Genomic DNA, 18664 nt, shown 5'->3' on the forward strand with positions numbered 1-18664 from the left:
GAGGAGGATGAAACATGAAACGGATAGAAACAAAGCTTGCACAAATTGGCAACAGAAGTGAAGAGTGTACCGGAACTGTAAACGTACCCGTATATTTCTCAACTGCTTATCGTCACGAAGGAATTGGAAAATCTAGCGGCTATGATTATATTCGAACGGGAAATCCTACTCGAAACATATTAGAAAAAACAATTGCCGATTTAGAAGAAGGTGATCAAGGCTTTGCATGTAGCTCAGGAATGGCTGCGATTACGCTCGTTCTATCCTTATTTCAAGCAGGAGATGAACTCATTGTTGCAGAGGATTTATATGGAGGCACATTTCGGCTATTGCGTGATTACGAAGAAAAATGGAATATTCGATGTAGATACGTGAACATACAAGATCTCACTGAAATTACCAAGGTACTATCTCCTCAAACAAAGGCAATCTTTCTAGAAACTCCTACAAATCCACTAATGCAAGTTGCTGATATTGAGGAAATTGCTGCCATTAGCCAGCAGCACAATCTTCTTCTCATCGTTGATAATACATTTTATACACCCATTCTGCAAAAGCCTCTTCATCTTGGTGCTAACATCGTTGTTCATAGTGCAACAAAATATTTAGGAGGACATAACGATGTATTATCCGGCCTTGTTGTGGCAAAAGGAACTGCATTGTGCGAAACACTCGGCTACTATCACAATTCCTCCGGAGCAGTACTTAGTCCATTCGATTCATGGTTGCTTATGCGCGGAATGAAAACATTAGCTCTTCGAATGAGCAAGCATGAAGAAAATGCTAAAGTAATCGTTGATTTTTTGCAAAAAGCAAATGAGGTGACTGATGTACTCTATCCTGGGCATGGAGGCATGCTATCCTTTCGGCTGCAGCGAGAAGAATGGATTAATCCATTCCTACAATCGCTAGCTCTTATTACATTTGCAGAGAGCCTTGGAGGAATTGAAAGTTTTATCACCTATCCTGCTACTCAAACACACGCCGATATTCCATTTGAAATTCGAAACGAGAGAGGTATTTGTAATCGGCTGTTACGTTTTTCAGTTGGAATTGAACATATAGCCGATTTACTTACAGATTTAAGGCAAGCGTTTGATACTCTTCATAAGGAGGTAGGAGCATGAATCCATCCTTTTCTTTACAAACAAAATTACTTCATAACAATCACAAAGTTGAAACACAGACAGGGGCAGTGAGCGTTCCCATCTACAACACAAGTACATTTCACCAGCTAAGCGTGGATAAGTTTGGAAAATACGATTACAGTCGTTCTGGAAATCCGACTCGGGAAGCATTAGAAGAAACCATCGCTGAATTAGAAGGAGGCACGAGAGGCTTTGCATTTTCATCGGGAATGGCTGCCATCTCCACATGCTTTTTACTTTTATCCCAGGGTGATCATGTCTTAATTTCAGAGGATGTATACGGCGGTACATATCGAATCATTACAAATGTTTTATCTCGATACGGGATCTCCCATACATTTGTAGATATGACAAATATGGAAGCAGTTACGAAAGCGATATTACCAAACACAAAATTATTCTATATTGAAACACCATCTAATCCTCTTTTAAAAATTACAGATATCAGGAAAATAACAAGCCTAGCAAAACGAATCGGTGCTCTTACTTTTGTTGATAATACGTTCTTAACACCTCTTCTGCAGCAACCGCTTGCGTTAGGAGCTGACATTGTGTTACATAGTGCAACGAAGTTTATTTCCGGCCATAGTGATGTTACAGCAGGATTAGCAGTCGTACAGGATGAAAAACTTGGCGAGCGCCTTGCCTTTTTACAAAATGCATTTGGTGCCATCCTAGGGCCGCATGATAGCTGGCTTGTCTTGCGAGGAATCAAAACGATGCACGTTCGATTAGAACAATCCTCACATTCTGCTGAAAGACTGGCTTTATTTTTACAAAATCACGAAAAGATACAACAGGTATACTATCCTGGACTAACAGAGCATGATGGCTATGAAGTACAACAAAAGCAAGCAAAACATGCCGGTGCAGTTCTTTCCTTTGTTTTAGAAAATGAGCAGGACCTCCATACCTTTTTAGAACATATTACATTACCTGTTTTTGCAGTCAGTCTAGGAGCTGTAGAATCAATCCTCTCTTACCCTGTCACAATGTCCCACGCAGCTATGGATGAGGAAAAACGTCAAAAGCTTGGGATTACACGTTCACTTTTACGCCTTTCCGTTGGGTTAGAAAACTACGATGATTTACAATATGACTTTACAAACGCCTTATCACAGATAAAGTGAAACTTCCCTCGGTGGGGGTTTTCTCTCATCCCCCACCGAGGGTTAGCAAAGGCCAATACGGACTTTTACGGGCAGTTGTCCCCCACTTAGCCTTCTCCGATCTCTCTAAGCCTTGAAATGGGGGTCTTACTGCCCGTTAAAGCGGGATAAAGTGAAAATCTTCAAAAACAGGTGTTATCATATTCAGATACTAAAATCTAGAAAAATTTAAAAAAGAGGTGATGAAATCCCATTCTCATCATCTCTTTTTTTAGGAAATACATCTATAGCAGCCTTATGTATGCTAGAGGAAACTATTACGTATGTACTATATATAACAGAGTAAATATGATACAATGATTGTGCTATTTATTACAATATTTTTACAAATTATATACAAATAAATCCGCAAATTTACATTCAATTAAAATTTTAACTCATAAGTAAATATACTCCATTTGTAACTGTCAATTCAGTCTGTTTTTATATCATATTTTGGTTAATTTGAATACCATTACCTAAAATATGAAGCCTAATTTACGTAGCTATCTCTTTTCTTACGTTTTCTTTACTTTTCGACTAAACATTTGCAATCGGTATACTATTTATCATAAAATTTTGTTATGTATGGTGCTATTCGTATATATGGAGGTGTAAAAAATAAATGTTTGATTCATTTCGAGACGGAGAAGAACAATTCGAAGGAAATGCAGAAATGTTAAAGGTACTCGCGCATCCTGTTCGCCTTTGTATTGTGAAAGGATTGATTGAACGTGGAGCATGCAACGTATCTACTATGTACACATGCCTTAACATGCCTCAATCAACCATTTCACAGCATCTAGCTAAGCTTAAAAGCGCAAAAATCGTAACAAGCGAACGAAAAGGGTTGGAAATATATTATAACGTAGAAAATAAAAAAGTAATCCAACTCGTAAATGTATTATTTTAATTAGGGGAAAAGGTAAGCAACATTCACTTCAATGTTGCTTTCTCACTTTCTAAATCATTATCCACTTGTCAAATTCTCCTTTAATCTCCCTGTTGTATATAAATCAATACCAGTGCACCGAACGTATCTCATTGCATCTTATGGCTACAAATAACGGATAATACGCTAATTCAATAGGAATTTCAAATACCATTTTCCGATAGCCTTCTGCTGCTTTCCAATCATCAAGAAACAAATGATCCAGATTACGCCATCAACATTGACGTATCCAGCAAATTACCTACAGAAAAAGACGAAACTCCTTTTTGCTGTATACTTACATGAAAATAGTCACTCATACTCCCTTGTAGGATAAGCGAACGAATGGCACGGTTTTGTTTATTCTTTTCAGAAAACGGATTGTTATCATTATGATTCATCAACTTTTGCATAATACCTGTTGATAATAAAAAGCGAGTTTGCTTTACACGTAATACAGTCTTTAAACCAACTTCCTCGCCCGCTTTTTCTAATTCATCCCAATGTATATGAGAAGTAATATCCATCTCACCTGGATGCAGCAAAGGATTTCGGATGAGCTGATGCTTATAATAGCCGCGTAAGCTCCCTTCTCGGTGAAGAGGATGCATCCATTCCTCATTTGTATATCCATAGTCTACAGAAATACATATCCCTTGTTCGATACGGTTTGCTAATTGATGCACAAACTCGCTCATTTGTAGTGGAATTTCAAACCGTTGTCCATCTTCCAAATGAAGATTATGACTGTGTAAATATTGCAATATAGCTTTATTTTGTAGAGGAACTTGTTTTTCAACGAGTTCATCCTGTTCATTCAATGTAACAAGTACTTCCACTAAACCATGTTCTGTATTTTCAATAACCTCTACAGGAAAGGCATCAAACAATTCATTGGAAAAAACAATACCCGAAAACGAAGAGATCTGTTCAATTGAAGTAAGCTGTTTTACATTAGAAAATGGATGTAGCTTTTGCTGCTGCAATTTACGATGATAAGGACTCGTTTCGACAATTATATATTGTAATGATGAAAACGTATTAGGAGATTCTTTCTTCCATTCTGTTAGAACATCAAATGCAAAACGTCCTGTACCGCCGCCAATTTCACAAATGATGGGTGGTACCCATCCACCTTCTACAAGCTTAATAAAAAATGAAGCAAATTGCTGTGCATATATAGAAGAAATATTACTACTAGTAAAAAAATCGCCTTGTCTGCCTATTTTTTCTTGCTCCTTCATATAATAACCATAGGTTTCATCATATAAAGCAAGTTGTATAAATGTACGATACGAAATCGCATGCTCTGGTGACGCTTGAATCGCCTTTTTTATGACAGAATGCATGATGTACTTCACCTCAGCTTAAAAAGGGATTGTTTTCTTTTTCAGTACCGATTGTCGTTATAGGTCCATGTCCGCACAATACCTTCGTTTCATCTGGAAGCGTAAATAGCTTTTCTTCAATAGATGAAAGTAATTGTATCATACTGCCCTCTGGCAAATCGGTACGACCAATGCTCATTTGAAAAAGTGCATCTCCTGAACATACAAGTCCTGCCTCGCTGAAATAGTAAGAAATGCTTCCTGGAGTATGTCCGGGCGTTTCATAAACATAACAAGAAAATGACCCTACTGTTAATGGACCTTCCTTTTCAATGATATATTCGGCTGATTTAAGAATGATATCTTCACTCATTACAAAATGCATAGACCGATTTAAAGCAGGATTAACTAACCAATTCTCTTCGTTCTTATGCACATAAACCGGAATATTATAAGCTTCGCGAACTACATCTACTGCTCCAATATGATCAAAGTGAGCATGAGTAAGTAAAATAGCCTGTGGCTTTAAATCGTTATCATGTAAATAAGTAAGTAATTTATCTCCTTCTGCTCCTGGATCAAAAATAATACATTCATTTTGATCATTAGATACAACATACGCATTTGTTTGTATCGGTCCCAATGGAACTTGTACCCATTTCATTGTATATTCTCCTCTTCCTATACTAATTCATCTCATAAATAACATGTCAAACAAGATAAATCAGCAAAAATAGTTATTTTTTTTATCATACAACATTTTATACCGTATGCAAAAGAAAAGAGTGAATTCGTTTTCAATTACTCTCGACTTTTCGCATAGGTGAATGTACAATAAAAAATATAAATAGAAAATATTGTAAATTAAATAATTTAGAGGAGGATTATAATGAAGTATAGTGTTGTTATTATCTTTTCTCTTATAGCTCTTCTGGCTTTATATGGTGTGTTTAAAACAATGAAGGAAAAGAATAAGCTTGGGGCCTTTTTTTCCTTTTTAACGCTAATCGTCTTTGGGTGGTTTGCTATCATGACCCTATGGAATAATGGCTATCCTCCAGTTGGCCATTAAAAAAGCTCTGACATGCAGAGCTTTTTTTATAATGGTTTGGTACATCTTTTAGCTATTCTCTAGTTTTTTCTTCGCTAACCATGAACTTCCAATTACACCTGCATCATTACCAAGCGTTGCAATTGCAAGCTTAGTACTTTTTGCAACTCTAGGAAATGCAAATTTCACAAAGTTCTTTTGAATTGATGATAGGAGCAGCTCACCAGCACGAGAAACACCGCCACCAATCACAACCAACTCTGGATTTAAAGTGTTTGCAATATTCGCTATCGATAATCCTAAATGAAAGGTCATCGTTTCCACAACGGAATTAGCAAGCTCATCTGTCTTTGCTGCATCAAATACATCCTTTGCAGTAATCGTCCCATTCTTCTTCCATATATCACGTAATAGACTTTGCTTCTCACTGTTTTGAAGCGCTTCTTTTGCTAAGCGAACGATACCAGTGGCAGAAGCGACCGTTTCCAAGCATCCTGTTTTTCCACAATTGCATGTGGCACCATGTTCTGCGATTACGGTAATGTGTCCAATTTCCCCTGCTGCACCACTTATTCCCTGTACAATTTGTCCATTTGCAATGACACCACCACCAACACCAGTGCCAAGTGTAATACAGACTAAATCGGTAGCCCCTGCGCCAACACCTTTCCACATTTCCCCAATAGCCGCGACGTTCGCATCGTTATCAACTGATACGGGTAATCCTGTTGCTTCTTCAAGCAATTTTTCAAGAGGATAGTCTTTCCATCCAATATTAACTGTTTCATATACAACACCTGAGCTTAAATTGACCGGACCTGGTGCTCCTATTCCAATACCGGCTAATTTTGACTTTACTTGTCCTAGTTCCGTTAGCTTCTCATCAAGAGTTCTTGCTATATCCTGCGTAATATATAATCCTTGTGCACTTGTATTCGTCTTAATTTCCCATTTATGTATTATTTCACCTTCATATGTAATAAAAGCTAATTTGATGGTTGTGCCTCCAAGATCGACCCCAACTAACCATTTATCATTCATCGTATACCATCCCTTTATTCTGATTTGGATTTTTCTTTTTCTAGCTGCATTTCATGCTTAATGATTAGACTCAACGAATTATATTGTTCGAGTTCAATAAGCGCGGATTGATATAGCTCATGTAATTCATCATGCATAAGCTCTAAATCTGCCAAGCGGTCTCCCGTATAAATAATCGTTCCAAACTTTTTTAATACTTGTTGAATGTCATAAATGGATGTCATCCTATCACCACCATATTTTACTAAGAAAACGTTCTCATACAACTATTATAAAAAGAACAAACAATAGCGTCAATTTACTATCATTTGCTCTTTTGTCAAATTATCAACATTTTAGTCGATTGTACTTACTGATATCCATACCATAGTAAACTACCGAGTAAAACAATGGAAAGTGCAAGAGCCGCTCCTCTTTTCCATATCGCAAGTTTTTGATTTGGCACATGGACGATACTAGCTGCTAAGAATCCTCCTACTAAACCTCCAATATGCCCAGCGTTATCAATACCTGGTACGATGAAACCAAATAATAAGTTTATTACGATTAATGTAATTACATTTTGCAGTACTCCCTTTGAAAAAATATGGGAATAGGTATATGTAATATATAGAAGAGCACTAAAGCAACCAAAGATTGCAGTTGAGGCCCCGGCTGAAACATTATTTGACGCAACAAAGCTAAATACACTGCCTGCGAAACCTGAGAAAAGGTAAATAAAGAGAAATCTTGTATTCCCAATCGTCCGCTCCACTTGGTTGCCTATGTAATAGAGAGCTACCGTATTCATAAGCAAATGAAGGAGACCTATATGTAAAAACATAGGAGTAAAGAAACGCCACCATTCACCTTGTAAAATGAGTGGATTATACTTTGCCCCAAAGTGAATAAGAGTAGCTGTATTCATACTCCCACCGTTCCACTCCAGTATACAAAACATTGCAATCTGGATGGTCATTAATGTTTTTGTCATGATTGGTTTAGCATGATTCACAATAGTCTCACGCTGTTTTTGGCGAGATTCTAGAAGTCTTGCTATATGCTCACGCAGTACAAGTGGATTTTCCCCATGCAATGCTTGAATACTCTGTACATCTTCTTCTTGAAGTTTCAAAGAAGTAAGCATAATTTTTCTTTGTTCGTCGCCATTATCATTCGTAAACCATACCGTTTCAATTGGTGCTGCTACTCGCATCCCTTCCATTTTCATTTTCCAGTCATCTACAGGTTCCTGTTCAGAAATATAGACATTGTAAAACGAGGGTACCTTGCGCAAGGATCGCTTCATCAATTGTTCTACTAATGGTTGTATCTGAATGATGTCATGCTCTACCTGATTAGCCCAGTCAAAATTATATCGTTTGAAACGTATAATCGTTTGATTACTTTTTTGAGTAGATTCCAGCCAAGCCTCTTGATTTTCATCTGAAAAATAAACAAGCTCGTATTTTTCTTTCGAAATGAGTATGTATAGTAAGGACCAATACAACGATTCTTGTTGATCAGACATTGCAACTCCTCCTTCTCCTTACATTATAAAAGGAGCTATAGACTAACTTCAATTCGTAGCAATAGCAAAAGGACGAAATAATATAAAATATTTCGTCCTTTTGCTAATTTAAGCTATCCTTCCTATACGAGCAACATATGGTTTCCAAATCCGTAATAAGCTTCTGAACTTGTTGATCATATGGTCCTGTCGGTACGTATGACACAATTTGCTCCGAATAAGCTAAAGAGATGGTGTTTCCTTTGTGTGTGGAAAGATAACGATCATAATATCCCCCGCCATATCCAAGTCTGTCTCCCTTTTTTGTAAAAGCTACTCCAGGAACAAATAGTAAAGGAATATCCTGTGAGTACGCGACCTCTGTAACGCTAGGATTCGGTTCTTCCAAATTCATATATACGATTTCAAGCTGCTTGAAGGAAGTAATATATCGAAATGTCAAAGTGTGCGTTTCTCTATCACATTTTGGAACTGCAACTTTTTTCCCTTGTAGCCATGCCAATTCAATAAGGGGGCGAGTATATACTTCATGATTCATAGATATGGTAATACCTATTGTATCAGCATGCTTCCATTCTTCCTGTTCTACTAAGCGTTTGGCAATAGATTGTGACTTACTCATATATTGCTGTGATGAAATGGATGCCACTCTCTCAAGTATACTACGTCTCAATTGCTGCTTTATTTCCTTCAGGAAGAATCCCTCCTCATGTAAAAAAGAAACAGTAGGAAAATTTCCTACTGTTTATTTTGTTTCACGGTGTACAGTTGCTTTTTTGTCTCTTGAGCAATATTTTTTAAGCTCAAGACGTTCTGGATTGTTACGTTTGTTTTTCTTAGAAATATAGTTACGTTCGCCGCACTCTGTGCATGCTAGGGTAATGTTTACGCGCATCTTACTTTCCCTCCAGTCGTAAATAACATAAATCAGACTTTACAATGATATCACTTTTTTATTAAAATTTCTACACCTTTTGATACTTACGGATTTTTTCTATTAAATTCATTATTTTTTTCTTTGCTAGGGAAGGATTTAACGAATGAGAGTAAACAATAATTTTAGGCTGTTCTGAGTCGGATACGATGTAAGACCATTCATTATTCTCATGATTGTATTTAATACCTTCCAACACTTCTAATTCTTGTTTTGGCACATCATCTAGGAGCTTGCGCATTACTTTTCCTTTCTCCATCCAAGGGCACACGACTTCTTCCCAAAGAAGATGAAATTGCGGATAATTGTTGAAAATATCATGAAGTGATATATGATGAGATGCCATAATCTCAAGAAGCTTTCCAACTCGATATAACGGATCCTGTTTAAAATGATTATTCTCTACCTTCGAGTTTTCTTCCTCGAGATAGCACGTAATATAGCCCGATCCACGTTTAATGGACAACGGATAATAACTTCCTTCTTTATTACGAAGCAGACCTTCTGGCACCTTTATACATTCATGCTCTATACTCGTGTACACATTGCCTACTGCATCATATAATTCAAATCCATTTCCATGTTCATGAAAAATGACTCCCATATGAGCACGGCTAGATTGAATAAGCGAAGTCATATGATCCTCATTACCAGTAGAATATATCCAAGTAATGTTACAATTTAACTCTTGAAAGAAAGTAAAAATAGCTTCATGAAAAGAACTATTTAACTTATTAACCAAAAGATGAAAGCGTTCTTTTCGAATAAGTGAAGTATTTATGATTTGTAGAATGGAACGGACATACTGTAACTCTTTCACTTCTACCTTTCTACTACTTCCGATTTGCTTTACATTTGGAAGTCTCGTTGCCTCCGTTATATAAGCTGTTTCAATCTCCTTTTCCATTCTTGTCGTAAGTAAGGCACCATGCTGATCATAAAATGAAAGGATTAAAGAAGGACCATCCGTACTTTCCTGCATGTAAATAAAAACTCCACCACTAACTTTCTCACAGGAAATTCCGTAGCGAAAACATGATTCATTCGTTTCCTGGCACATAAATGTATGAATACCATATACTTGAATGCTACTCATAAACAGTTGTTTTATTAATTGCGAGTAGGGATGTTGGTCACTTCCAATATAAATTGTAGAATGAAAGCCAAGTGTACCTCCATATGCAGCGGCAATTTTGACTATTTTTTCAGGCGTAATATCTATATTTGCCTTCCCTATAATACTTCCTCTGTTAAACAAAGTTGATATGTTTTCAGACTGATGAGATACAGTAGAAACAAGAACAGTGCTGCCATCTATCACTTTCCCAGGCCATACCTTTACCTTTGCCTTGACAATCGTTTGCTTCCCTAGCTTACAATGATCTGCCACGACACTCTTTTCCCATAAAGTTGAACCTTCTTCAATCACTACATGTGCTGCTATAGTCGATTCAGTAAGTTCACATTTATTTCCTACACATATATCATTCCACAAAATTGTTTTTTTTATATGAGAATGTTCTCCTATTACACTGTCCTTGCCAACCACAGTATAGGGCTCTATACATGCCCCGCCCTGAATCGTCACGTTATCTCCAATAAAAACAGGTCCTTGAATCATGGCTCCTTCTTGTATTTCAACCCCTTTTCCCATCCAAACAGACGGCAGTACTTCAATGGCTGAAAGTGAAACATGTACTTTTTTATTTAATATATCGGCATGCGCTTGTCGATATTGGGGAAATGTTCCGATATCAAGCCAATACCCATCACATAAATACCCATAAATACGCTCTTTCTTTTGCAGTAGTGTCGGAAATACATCGTGACTAAAATCAAGAAATGTATGTTGCTCCATGTAGGAAAAAATAGCTGGATCCATAATATAGATTCCTGTATTTACGGTATTAGACACAACCTCATGCCAGTTGGGTTTCTCGACATATTTTATGACACATCCTTCTTCATCTGTAACAACAAGGCCAAAATTCAAAGGGCTTGCTACTTCTTTTTGAAATATAGTTACAAGTCGGTCACCACTCTTGTGAAAATGTATCCCTTTTGATAAATCTATGTCTGTTAACGCATCACCGCTAATCACCACAAACGGTTCATCCAAAAATCTTTCTGCTTGTTTGATACTTCCTGCAGTACCAAGAGGAGGGGAATCAACAAAATAAGACAATTCAACTCCCCATTTACTACCATCCCCAAAATATTCTTGTATCGATGAACTTAAATATTGGACGGTTACTGCTATTTCTCGTATTCCATGCTTTTTCAAAAGCTCGATGCTGTATTCCATTACCGGTTTATCCAATATAGGTAGCAGCGGCTTCGGGAGATGACAAGTTAGTGGCCGTAAACGAGTCCCTTTTCCTCCGGCTAATATAACACCCTTCATTGCATTCCACCTCCGCTTTTCGTTATATCAACGATTTGCTCATACAATTGTAGCGTATGATCAGCGATTTTATTCCAACTGTAGTATTTCAGAACATACTGATAACCATGAAATGCGATTTGCTCTGCATGCTCTTTATCTTCAATGACGATTTGAAGTTGCTCTACTAAGCTAACTGCACTCCCCGGTATCATTTTTCTCCCGTTGTATCCATGTAAGATAATTTCTCCTAATCCACCAACATCGGAAACAATTGTCGGTTTTTCTGCAAGCATACCTTCTAACGCTACTATGCCAAAAGGTTCATACAGGCTGGGAACAAGAATGATATCACTTTCTAGCAAAAACGCTCGCTGCACTTCTTCCGTAATATGTCCGAGAAAAGCAACATTGGTTTCAAGTCCTCGTTCTGAGACGATAGATTGGTATGTTTCAAGCATTGGACCTTTGCCAGCTATAACAAACATAACAGAAGGATATTTCGCTACTAATATAGGGGCAGCCTCAATAATTGTATAAAAGCCTTTTTCACTTACAATGCGACCAATTGAAAAAATAAGCAGCCTATTCTCCAAGTAATACCTTTTTCTTATTTCATAAGATGGTTTCAATTCATCGAAAAAATGAGCATTAATCCCATTTGGGAATATGAATATTCGTTCAGGATCACCTTGTAAAGTGGTTTGTACTTCATGCTTCATAAATTTACTACACACGATGATCGCTTCAGCTGCCCGGACTAATTCTTTTTCTTTTAAATGTATTTGTCTTTGTAGAGGAGTATAAATACCATTGTTACGGCCGTGTTCCGTTGCATGAATGGTAATGATAAGGGGGATTTGTTCCATCTTTTGTATCCAAGTGGCAGCGGTGCAAACGAGCCAATCATGTGCATGAATCACATCAAATGAAATACTTTTACATAAACTATGCGCATAATGTATCATCGCTTCATTTAATCCGACAATCCAGTTGTAGAATTGCGAGTAATCCTCGAAATTTCCACGTACACGATGAACATGTACATAATGCATGCACTCATAGGGTAGAGAGCCTTCTACGAAATTCGTAATGACGTGTACGACGTGTCCCTTATGAGCTATCGCCTTTGATAACTCATATACATGTCTTCCAAGACCGCCAACAAGCGTCGGTGGATATTCCCACGCTAGTAGAAGAATCTGCTTTCTCTCCATTTTATTCCTCTTTCCTGTCTCCATTGGAAAAGAGACTATTATTCATACAGGACACCCATAGAAACAAAAATATGAAAATTTCAGAATTATAGAACAATGAGGGATTTACGAAAATAATAACATTAAAATGAACAAGGTACAACGAGGTGAATATGTCTAAAAAAGGAGAATTTTCAAGATGTTAACAAACACAAAAAGGCAAGGCAACTAAATGCCCCACCTAATATATGTTGATATTTCATACTATTCATTTAATAAATAATGCTTTCCTTTTACAAGGTAAAAGATATTCTCAGCCACATTTGTAATATGATCCGCTACACGTTCAATATAACGGGCTACAAAGGAAAGCTGTGTAATCTGATTAATATCTTTCGGTTGCTCAGGTATAGACACCATTAGTTCACGAACTGCCTTACCATATAATTCGTCAACTTCATCATCCATCTCAGCTACCTGTTTCGCAAAGACTAAATTCTCATCTTTAAATGCATCCATTGACATCGTCAACATTTTCTGTGCGATTTTGTACATTTCTTCTATTGTATCTAATGAAACGGAAAGTTCTTTCGCACCAAGTCGTATCGTAGCTTTAGCAATGTTAACAGCATGATCAGCAATTCTCTCTAAATCAGATGCTATCTTTACAGAAGAAAAAATCCTCCGCAAATCGGTTGCAACTGGCTGTTGCTTTGTAATAAGCATAATAGCAAGATCATTAATTTCCTCTTCTAGGTTATCACTTTTATAGTCATTATCGATAACTTGAAGAGCACAATCTACATCCTTACTACGTAAACCTTCCATGCTTGTTTTTAAGGCTACATCAGCCAATTTTCCTAATTCAATAATTTTGTCTTGCAATGATTGTAAATCGTAATCAAATTGTTCCCGTACCATTGTAGGCCTCCCAAATTCAATTAACCAAATCGACCTGTAATATAATCTTCTGTTCTCTTATCTGTCGGTGTCGTAAATAAACGATTCGTATCTGTATATTCTACAACTTCTCCGCTTAAGAAAAATGCAGTACGATCGGAAATACGTGCCGCTTGTTGCATATTATGAGTAACAATAATAATACTAAAGTTTTTCTTTAATTCTTGGATAAGTTCTTCTACTTTTAATGTTGAAATTGGATCCAGTGCAGATGTTGGTTCATCCATTAAAATAACATCTGGTTCAATAGCAAGGCAGCGAGCGATACATAAGCGTTGTTGTTGTCCACCAGATAACCCATATGCATTATCATGTAAACGATCTTTTAATTCGTCCCAAATTGCTGCACCTCGTAAACTCTTTTCAACTATCTCATCTAATGTCTTCTTATCGCGAATGCCATGAATTTTAGGACCATAAACTACATTTTCATATATGGATTTAGGAAATGGATTTGGTTTTTGAAACACCATTCCAACGTGTGTACGAAGCTCTTCTTCACGATAGGATTTATCTAAAATATTACTTCCACGATAGGATATCGTACCCGTTGTACGAACGATAGGTACTAGCTCAACCATACGGTTTAGTGTTTTTAAATACGTAGATTTTCCGCAACCGCTCGGACCAATAATAGCAGTAACTTCATTTTCATTAATACTTAAATTAACATCTTTTAATGCGTGATCTTCACCATACCAAAGATTCAAATTCTTCGTGTCGAACACAACATTTTTCGTAGAATCAACTACATTTTGTTGATTTTGTAGTTTTACATTTACTACAGTTGAAACCATTTTTATTTCCCCTTTCATCCACCATGAGAAGTAGCTTCTCTAAAGTTCCAGCAATCACTTAGCTTTGTGTTTACCGCCTGGCAAACAAGCCTGTAAGCCCTACTAGAATTACATTTGATTTATAAATATTATTTTAACAAAAGATTGTCCTTATATAACAAGAAAGGAAAATCATAACAGCACTTTATTAAGAACATAATTATTCATTAGTAATACTAATCCCAAAGTATTAATCGAGTTTTAATCGATTGTAAAGATTTCGTAAATACCAAAATTTATCCCGCTTTAACGGGCAGTAAAACCCCCACTTCAAGGCCGGCTTAGAGAAATCGGAAAATGCTATGGGGGATAACTGCCCGTAAAAGTCCGATTGGTTCAACTAACCCTCGGTGGGGGATAAGAAAAAACCCCCACCAAGGGAAGTTTCACTTTATTTCAACACTAGTATCTTTCCCAAAAATTATGATAAAACGCACACTATCATGTAGTGTGCGTTTATCATGTATTACTTATTATCGGGAATAGCAGTTGGATTTTGCTCAATGTTCACTTCTTGTTTCTTCAAATTAAAATAAGCATCCATTACTCTTCGACCGATATTTTTACTTATTGGATTATGCTCATCAGACACCCAAGGAACTACAACTGAAATTGCAATCTCGGGATTATCTGCCGGTGCATACGTCACTAATGTTAAATTATAAACGTCAGGGGCAGTACCACCAGGTCCGCTTGTTCTTTTTTGTAAATCTGGACCACCATACACGGATTGGGCAGTCCCCGTTTTTCCTGCTGGATTGTTTGGATTATTTGCACCAACTGCAGCACCTGTACCGCCTGGCTCCATAACCATTTTAAATCCTTTTTGAACTTGTTGAATCTCAGCATCCGTCATATCAACTCTATTTAAGACAGTAGGTTCCATCGATTCAACGACTTTTCCTAGTTCACCTGGCTTTGAAGCCGGTTCTCGAATTTCTTTCACAATTTCCGGTTTCATTCGATACCCGCCATTTGCAATCGTCGATACATATTGCGCCATTTGCAGCGGTGTATAAGTATCATACTGACCGATTGCAAAGTCCAACATAAGACCTGGTGTGGACAGAATATCGATACTTTTTGATGGGTCCTTTGGATTCGAAGGAACCGTACTAATCGTACTTTTAAATCCTGCTGATTCATTCGGTAAATCAATTCCCGTTGGTACACCTAGGCCAAATTCACTAAAATAGTAGCGCATCGTATCGAATGCTTTCGATGGAATGCTAAGAGATTGACCTGGTTGGTACGGGGAACCTCCAAATTTAGTTCCAATATCAATTGCTGTTTTAAACATATAAACATTGGAAGAACGCTGTAATGCCGTTAAGTCGGTGATATCACCCATACCAGTTGAAGTCCACGACTTTTTCACTTGTGTTCCCTTAATTTGAAGTGGTTCATCCAGTTGCGTACTTCCAGGCTGAATCGCACCTGTTTGATAACCCGTTAGCACCGTTGCCCCTTTTACAGCTGAACCCATTGGGTAGGAACTTGTCATTGCTCCAAGGGCATAGTCTTGTACTTGCAATTGCCCAGAAGCATCCGGTACAAGCATCTTCCCTCCCATAGACAATACTTCACCATTTTTTGGATTCATCATGACAACAAAAGCACGGTCTAAATACGGTGAACTTGGTTTAGCCGCCAGTAATTCTTCTGTAATGATTTGTTCTACTTGCTTTTGAAGTTCCATATCAATGGTTAAAATCAAGTCCTTACCGCGTTCTCCTTTTGAAACAAGAACTTGGTCTAGAATATTCCCTTGGCTGTCTGTATCAATTTTTGTTTCTGCCTTAGTACCATGTAGCATATCTTCATACTGCTGTTCAATATAACTTTTTCCTACTCTGTCATTACGGTTGTAATCTCGTACTAAATAATAATCAAGATTTTCTTTTGGTAATCCTTCATCCGTACTTGTTACACGACCAAGCACACTAGTAAACATGTCACCATAAGGATAATTCCGATCCCAATCGGTAGTCGTATCTACACCAGGTAGTTTATCTAAGTTTTCGCTAACCTTTGCATATTCTTGTTCTGTTACATTTTGATTTTTTATGACTTGCGGTGTCATCGGATACCCGCCATCCATTTTTTGCTTAATAGCTAATACTTTTAAATCCATTGGTGTTAGCGTAGCTACTTCTGCATCGGTTACACGATTAAGCTGACGATTATACAATTCCTTATCGGTAATCTTTTTATCTTGCACATCTTTCACTTCTTGCTTCGAAACTTTATCCTTTGCAAGATCAGGGTGTAGCTGTATCCAAAAATCCCTTTTATCCTTATCAGTAATCTTATCGGTCGGCATATCAATATACTTAGCTAATTCCTGTGCTACTTTTAAACGATCCTCAGTTTTCGAGCCTTTCATACGCGTATACGAAATCGTTTTTAAAGGAGTATTATCCACCACTGTTCGTTGGTAACGGTCATACATTTGTCCTCGTGGTACCGGAGTACTTACGACAGAATTTTCTGCTCTCGCAACTTGTTTTTTATAATCGTCTCCATACACAATTTGTACTACACCAAGACGTAAAATAAGAGCAGAAAACAAAATAAATACAAGGAAAAACAGTATATTTAAACGAATGGGTACATGACTTCTCTTTGTTTTTGTTTTCTTTTTCTTTTGCATACTTGCCCCCTTAAGCGGAAAGAGACACCCAAAGTAATAGGTGTCTTTACGTTACAATGCTATTATTTTATCATAAATTATAAGAGAAGTTAACCTTTCCATCTACAAGTTCCATTATGTCTTTCCTTCTCCAATCGCTTTCTCTTGTAAGGCTTCTGATTCATATTTGACATTTCTTACTGCAAAATAGATAAGAAAATGTCCTGCACCAACAAATGTAAGTAATAGCGGAAGACTGCTTTCCACTGGAAAGTATGCAACAGCAATTAAAAATAAGAGGATGGAACAAATACGGCCGATATTTAAATATAGCTCACGAATCACTACGTATTCAATACGAAAATCCTTTGCTCTCCACGCTTGTCCGATTACATCATACGAAATGGATCCAAACGGTACCAATAGAATTGGATAAGCAACTGAAATACAAATCGCATAAAGCAAAAGCCGTCCGTACGAGACATCATGTATAATCAAAAATACGGAAAGAAATAGTACTATTCCCCCAACTAATATTGCCTTTTTTCTATAGACCTTTTTCATAAATCTAGTAACAACATAATACATAATGAAGGAAACAGCCGAACTAACAAGACCGTATTGACCAAGTGCCAATTCACTTCCTGTCGTAATATAAACGATGACTGAGATAGCGAAAACAAATGTACCTTCACGAAAACCTTGAAAATAATGAGCCCAAGTAACGTTTCTCCAATTGTTGTTTCGCCTTCGCTCACGAAATACCTCTATAAGTTCATAATTTCCTTTACATTCTCTATGAGAAAGAAAAAAACTTAACAGAGCTGCAATTGCAAAGAGAAATAAAGATAAAAAAAAGACATATGTATATCCATTCCATTGTTCCATACGAGAAATGATGTAACCAGCAACAATTGGTCCAATCATTCCTGCAAATGATACTAATAATCCAAGGAATCCATTAAAAAAATCTCGCGTTTCGGGCTCCGTAATTTCAAATGTAAGCAAGTGAAAAGCAAGCCAATATAAGCCGTATCCCACTCCTAACAAGGAACCAATTAATAAGATATAATGAGAAGCATGGATTCCAGCAAAGAGAACCGTGATATAAAACAGGGCTAGCGTGCTTACGCCATATCGCAATAGGACAACTCGATCCAGTCTCTTGGCAAGTTTTCCTGCAAAGATAAATGCAATTGGCTGCAACACAACAATTGCTAAGTTATACAAACCAAGGTTTATAAAATTTTTGGTCTGCTTCCATAGATAAATATTCACAAATGTGTTTGATAAAGCAATGGCTAGTGTATATAATCCACCAATTGCTAGTAGTAGTACTAAATCTCGATTGACCTCAACATCACCTAAAATATGCTTCCATTTCATAAAAACTCTCCTTTTCTCTTGCAATATTGTCTCAAAAAGAAGAACAATTTATGCAAAGAAAGAAGTTATTCTTCTATACGTTATTTATTATTACATTTATTATTGCATTTATAATTATTTTCTATTTTGTTTTCTAATATCTTCTTAATTATTTAAAAATTCATGCTATACTACAAATAA

The 18664-nt window shown here is 36.9% G+C and carries 17 protein-coding genes; 4 read left to right on the plus strand and 13 right to left on the minus strand.

Annotated elements, in window-relative coordinates:
• The first annotated feature begins 14 nt into the window (after nt 1-14).
• The 3 genes from ACM5BR_RS08385 (at nt 15) to ACM5BR_RS08395 (ending at nt 3209) form a co-directional block, all read left to right on the plus strand.
• Nucleotides 15-1127 carry a methionine biosynthesis PLP-dependent protein gene (locus ACM5BR_RS08385; protein ID WP_416827224.1) on the plus strand — a complete coding sequence of 371 codons (1113 nt, stop codon included), beginning with the start codon at nt 15-17 and terminating at the stop codon, nt 1125-1127.
• Nucleotides 1124-2278 carry a cystathionine beta-lyase gene (gene metC / locus ACM5BR_RS08390; RefSeq protein ID WP_416827225.1) on the plus strand — a complete coding sequence of 385 codons (1155 nt, stop codon included), beginning with the start codon at nt 1124-1126 and terminating at the stop codon, nt 2276-2278. The genes ACM5BR_RS08385 and metC overlap by 4 nt, the downstream gene beginning before the upstream one ends.
• Before the next feature lie 643 nt (nt 2279-2921).
• Nucleotides 2922-3209 carry an ArsR/SmtB family transcription factor gene (locus ACM5BR_RS08395; protein ID WP_416827226.1) on the plus strand — a complete coding sequence of 96 codons (288 nt, stop codon included), beginning with the start codon at nt 2922-2924 and terminating at the stop codon, nt 3207-3209.
• Nucleotides 3210-3454: 245 nt separating this feature from the next.
• Here ACM5BR_RS08395 and ACM5BR_RS08400 read toward each other — a convergent pair whose 3' ends face one another.
• The gene (locus ACM5BR_RS08400) at nt 3455-4576 is read right to left on the minus strand and encodes a class I SAM-dependent methyltransferase (protein ID WP_416827227.1); all 1122 of its coding nucleotides are present in this window, start codon (nt 4574-4576) and stop codon (nt 3455-3457) included.
• A 13-nt stretch (nt 4577-4589) separates the two neighbouring features.
• The gene (locus tag ACM5BR_RS08405; protein ID WP_416827228.1) at nt 4590-5219 is read right to left on the minus strand and encodes an MBL fold metallo-hydrolase; all 630 of its coding nucleotides are present in this window, start codon (nt 5217-5219) and stop codon (nt 4590-4592) included.
• Between the two features lie 225 nt (nt 5220-5444).
• On the opposite strand from ACM5BR_RS08405, the gene ACM5BR_RS08410 reads away from it, so the two are divergent.
• On the plus strand, nt 5445-5627 hold the full coding sequence (locus ACM5BR_RS08410) for a DUF2759 domain-containing protein (RefSeq protein ID WP_416827229.1): 183 nt from the start codon (nt 5445-5447) through the stop codon (nt 5625-5627).
• A 48-nt stretch (nt 5628-5675) separates the two neighbouring features.
• Here ACM5BR_RS08410 and ACM5BR_RS08415 read toward each other — a convergent pair whose 3' ends face one another.
• From ACM5BR_RS08415 to ACM5BR_RS08465, 11 genes are all read right to left on the minus strand, one after another.
• Entirely contained in the window at nt 5676-6647 is a 972-nt protein-coding gene (locus tag ACM5BR_RS08415; RefSeq protein ID WP_416827230.1) for an ROK family glucokinase, read from the minus strand.
• Between the two features lie 14 nt (nt 6648-6661).
• Complete coding sequence (locus ACM5BR_RS08420) at nt 6662-6871, minus strand: YqgQ family protein (protein ID WP_416827231.1); 210 nt, start codon at nt 6869-6871, stop codon at nt 6662-6664.
• A gap of 125 nt (nt 6872-6996) precedes the next feature.
• Entirely contained in the window at nt 6997-8157 is a 1161-nt protein-coding gene (locus ACM5BR_RS08425) for a rhomboid family intramembrane serine protease (protein ID WP_416827232.1), read from the minus strand.
• A 103-nt stretch (nt 8158-8260) separates the two neighbouring features.
• The gene (locus ACM5BR_RS08430; protein ID WP_416827874.1) at nt 8261-8851 is read right to left on the minus strand and encodes a 5-formyltetrahydrofolate cyclo-ligase; all 591 of its coding nucleotides are present in this window, start codon (nt 8849-8851) and stop codon (nt 8261-8263) included.
• 51 nt (nt 8852-8902) lie between these two features.
• Entirely contained in the window at nt 8903-9052 is a 150-nt protein-coding gene (rpmG, locus tag ACM5BR_RS08435) for a 50S ribosomal protein L33 (RefSeq protein ID WP_129727240.1), read from the minus strand.
• 70 nt (nt 9053-9122) lie between these two features.
• Nucleotides 9123-11495, minus strand: a complete 2373-nt coding sequence (locus ACM5BR_RS08440) for a sugar phosphate nucleotidyltransferase (RefSeq protein WP_416827233.1) — start codon at nt 11493-11495, stop codon at nt 9123-9125.
• Nucleotides 11492-12691, minus strand: a complete 1200-nt coding sequence (locus ACM5BR_RS08445; protein WP_416827234.1) for a glycosyltransferase family 4 protein — start codon at nt 12689-12691, stop codon at nt 11492-11494. Before ACM5BR_RS08445 ends, ACM5BR_RS08440 begins: the two co-directional genes overlap by 4 nt.
• 243 nt (nt 12692-12934) lie before the next feature.
• On the minus strand, nt 12935-13591 hold the full coding sequence (gene phoU / locus ACM5BR_RS08450; RefSeq protein WP_416827235.1) for a phosphate signaling complex protein PhoU: 657 nt from the start codon (nt 13589-13591) through the stop codon (nt 12935-12937).
• Between the two features lie 20 nt (nt 13592-13611).
• The gene (gene pstB, locus ACM5BR_RS08455) at nt 13612-14427 is read right to left on the minus strand and encodes a phosphate ABC transporter ATP-binding protein PstB (RefSeq protein ID WP_416827236.1); all 816 of its coding nucleotides are present in this window, start codon (nt 14425-14427) and stop codon (nt 13612-13614) included.
• Between the two features lie 505 nt (nt 14428-14932).
• Nucleotides 14933-17119: a peptidoglycan D,D-transpeptidase FtsI family protein gene (locus ACM5BR_RS08460; RefSeq protein WP_416827237.1), complete on the minus strand. Its 2187-nt coding sequence runs from the start codon at nt 17117-17119 to the stop codon at nt 14933-14935.
• Between the two features lie 114 nt (nt 17120-17233).
• Nucleotides 17234-18484: an MFS transporter gene (locus ACM5BR_RS08465; protein WP_416827238.1), complete on the minus strand. Its 1251-nt coding sequence runs from the start codon at nt 18482-18484 to the stop codon at nt 17234-17236.
• Nucleotides 18485-18664 lie beyond the last annotated feature (180 nt).

The sequence above is a fragment of the Ectobacillus polymachus genome (genome assembly GCF_048159605.1).
Classification (GTDB): domain Bacteria; phylum Bacillota; class Bacilli; order Bacillales; family Bacillaceae_G; genus Ectobacillus; species Ectobacillus polymachus.

Excerpts from the sequence above, each read along its gene's own strand:
- ACM5BR_RS08385 (WP_416827224.1), top strand. The coding sequence starts at position 15 with ATGAAACGGATAGAAACAAAGCTTGCACAAATTGGCAACAGAAGTGAA.
- metC (WP_416827225.1), top strand. The coding sequence starts at position 1,124 with ATGAATCCATCCTTTTCTTTACAAACAAAATTACTTCATAACAATCAC.
- ACM5BR_RS08395 (WP_416827226.1), top strand. The coding sequence starts at position 2,922 with ATGTTTGATTCATTTCGAGACGGAGAAGAACAATTCGAAGGAAATGCA.
- ACM5BR_RS08400 (WP_416827227.1), bottom strand. The coding sequence starts at position 4,576 with ATGCATTCTGTCATAAAAAAGGCGATTCAAGCGTCACCAGAGCATGCG.
- ACM5BR_RS08405 (WP_416827228.1), bottom strand. The coding sequence starts at position 5,219 with ATGAAATGGGTACAAGTTCCATTGGGACCGATACAAACAAATGCGTAT.
- ACM5BR_RS08410 (WP_416827229.1), top strand. The coding sequence starts at position 5,445 with ATGAAGTATAGTGTTGTTATTATCTTTTCTCTTATAGCTCTTCTGGCT.
- ACM5BR_RS08415 (WP_416827230.1), bottom strand. The coding sequence starts at position 6,647 with ATGAATGATAAATGGTTAGTTGGGGTCGATCTTGGAGGCACAACCATC.
- ACM5BR_RS08420 (WP_416827231.1), bottom strand. The coding sequence starts at position 6,871 with ATGACATCCATTTATGACATTCAACAAGTATTAAAAAAGTTTGGAACG.
- ACM5BR_RS08425 (WP_416827232.1), bottom strand. The coding sequence starts at position 8,157 with ATGTCTGATCAACAAGAATCGTTGTATTGGTCCTTACTATACATACTC.
- rpmG (WP_129727240.1), bottom strand. The coding sequence starts at position 9,052 with ATGCGCGTAAACATTACCCTAGCATGCACAGAGTGCGGCGAACGTAAC.
- ACM5BR_RS08440 (WP_416827233.1), bottom strand. The coding sequence starts at position 11,495 with ATGAAGGGTGTTATATTAGCCGGAGGAAAAGGGACTCGTTTACGGCCA.
- ACM5BR_RS08445 (WP_416827234.1), bottom strand. The coding sequence starts at position 12,691 with ATGGAGAGAAAGCAGATTCTTCTACTAGCGTGGGAATATCCACCGACG.
- phoU (WP_416827235.1), bottom strand. The coding sequence starts at position 13,591 with ATGGTACGGGAACAATTTGATTACGATTTACAATCATTGCAAGACAAA.
- pstB (WP_416827236.1), bottom strand. The coding sequence starts at position 14,427 with ATGGTTTCAACTGTAGTAAATGTAAAACTACAAAATCAACAAAATGTA.
- ACM5BR_RS08460 (WP_416827237.1), bottom strand. The coding sequence starts at position 17,119 with ATGCAAAAGAAAAAGAAAACAAAAACAAAGAGAAGTCATGTACCCATT.
- ACM5BR_RS08465 (WP_416827238.1), bottom strand. The coding sequence starts at position 18,484 with ATGAAATGGAAGCATATTTTAGGTGATGTTGAGGTCAATCGAGATTTA.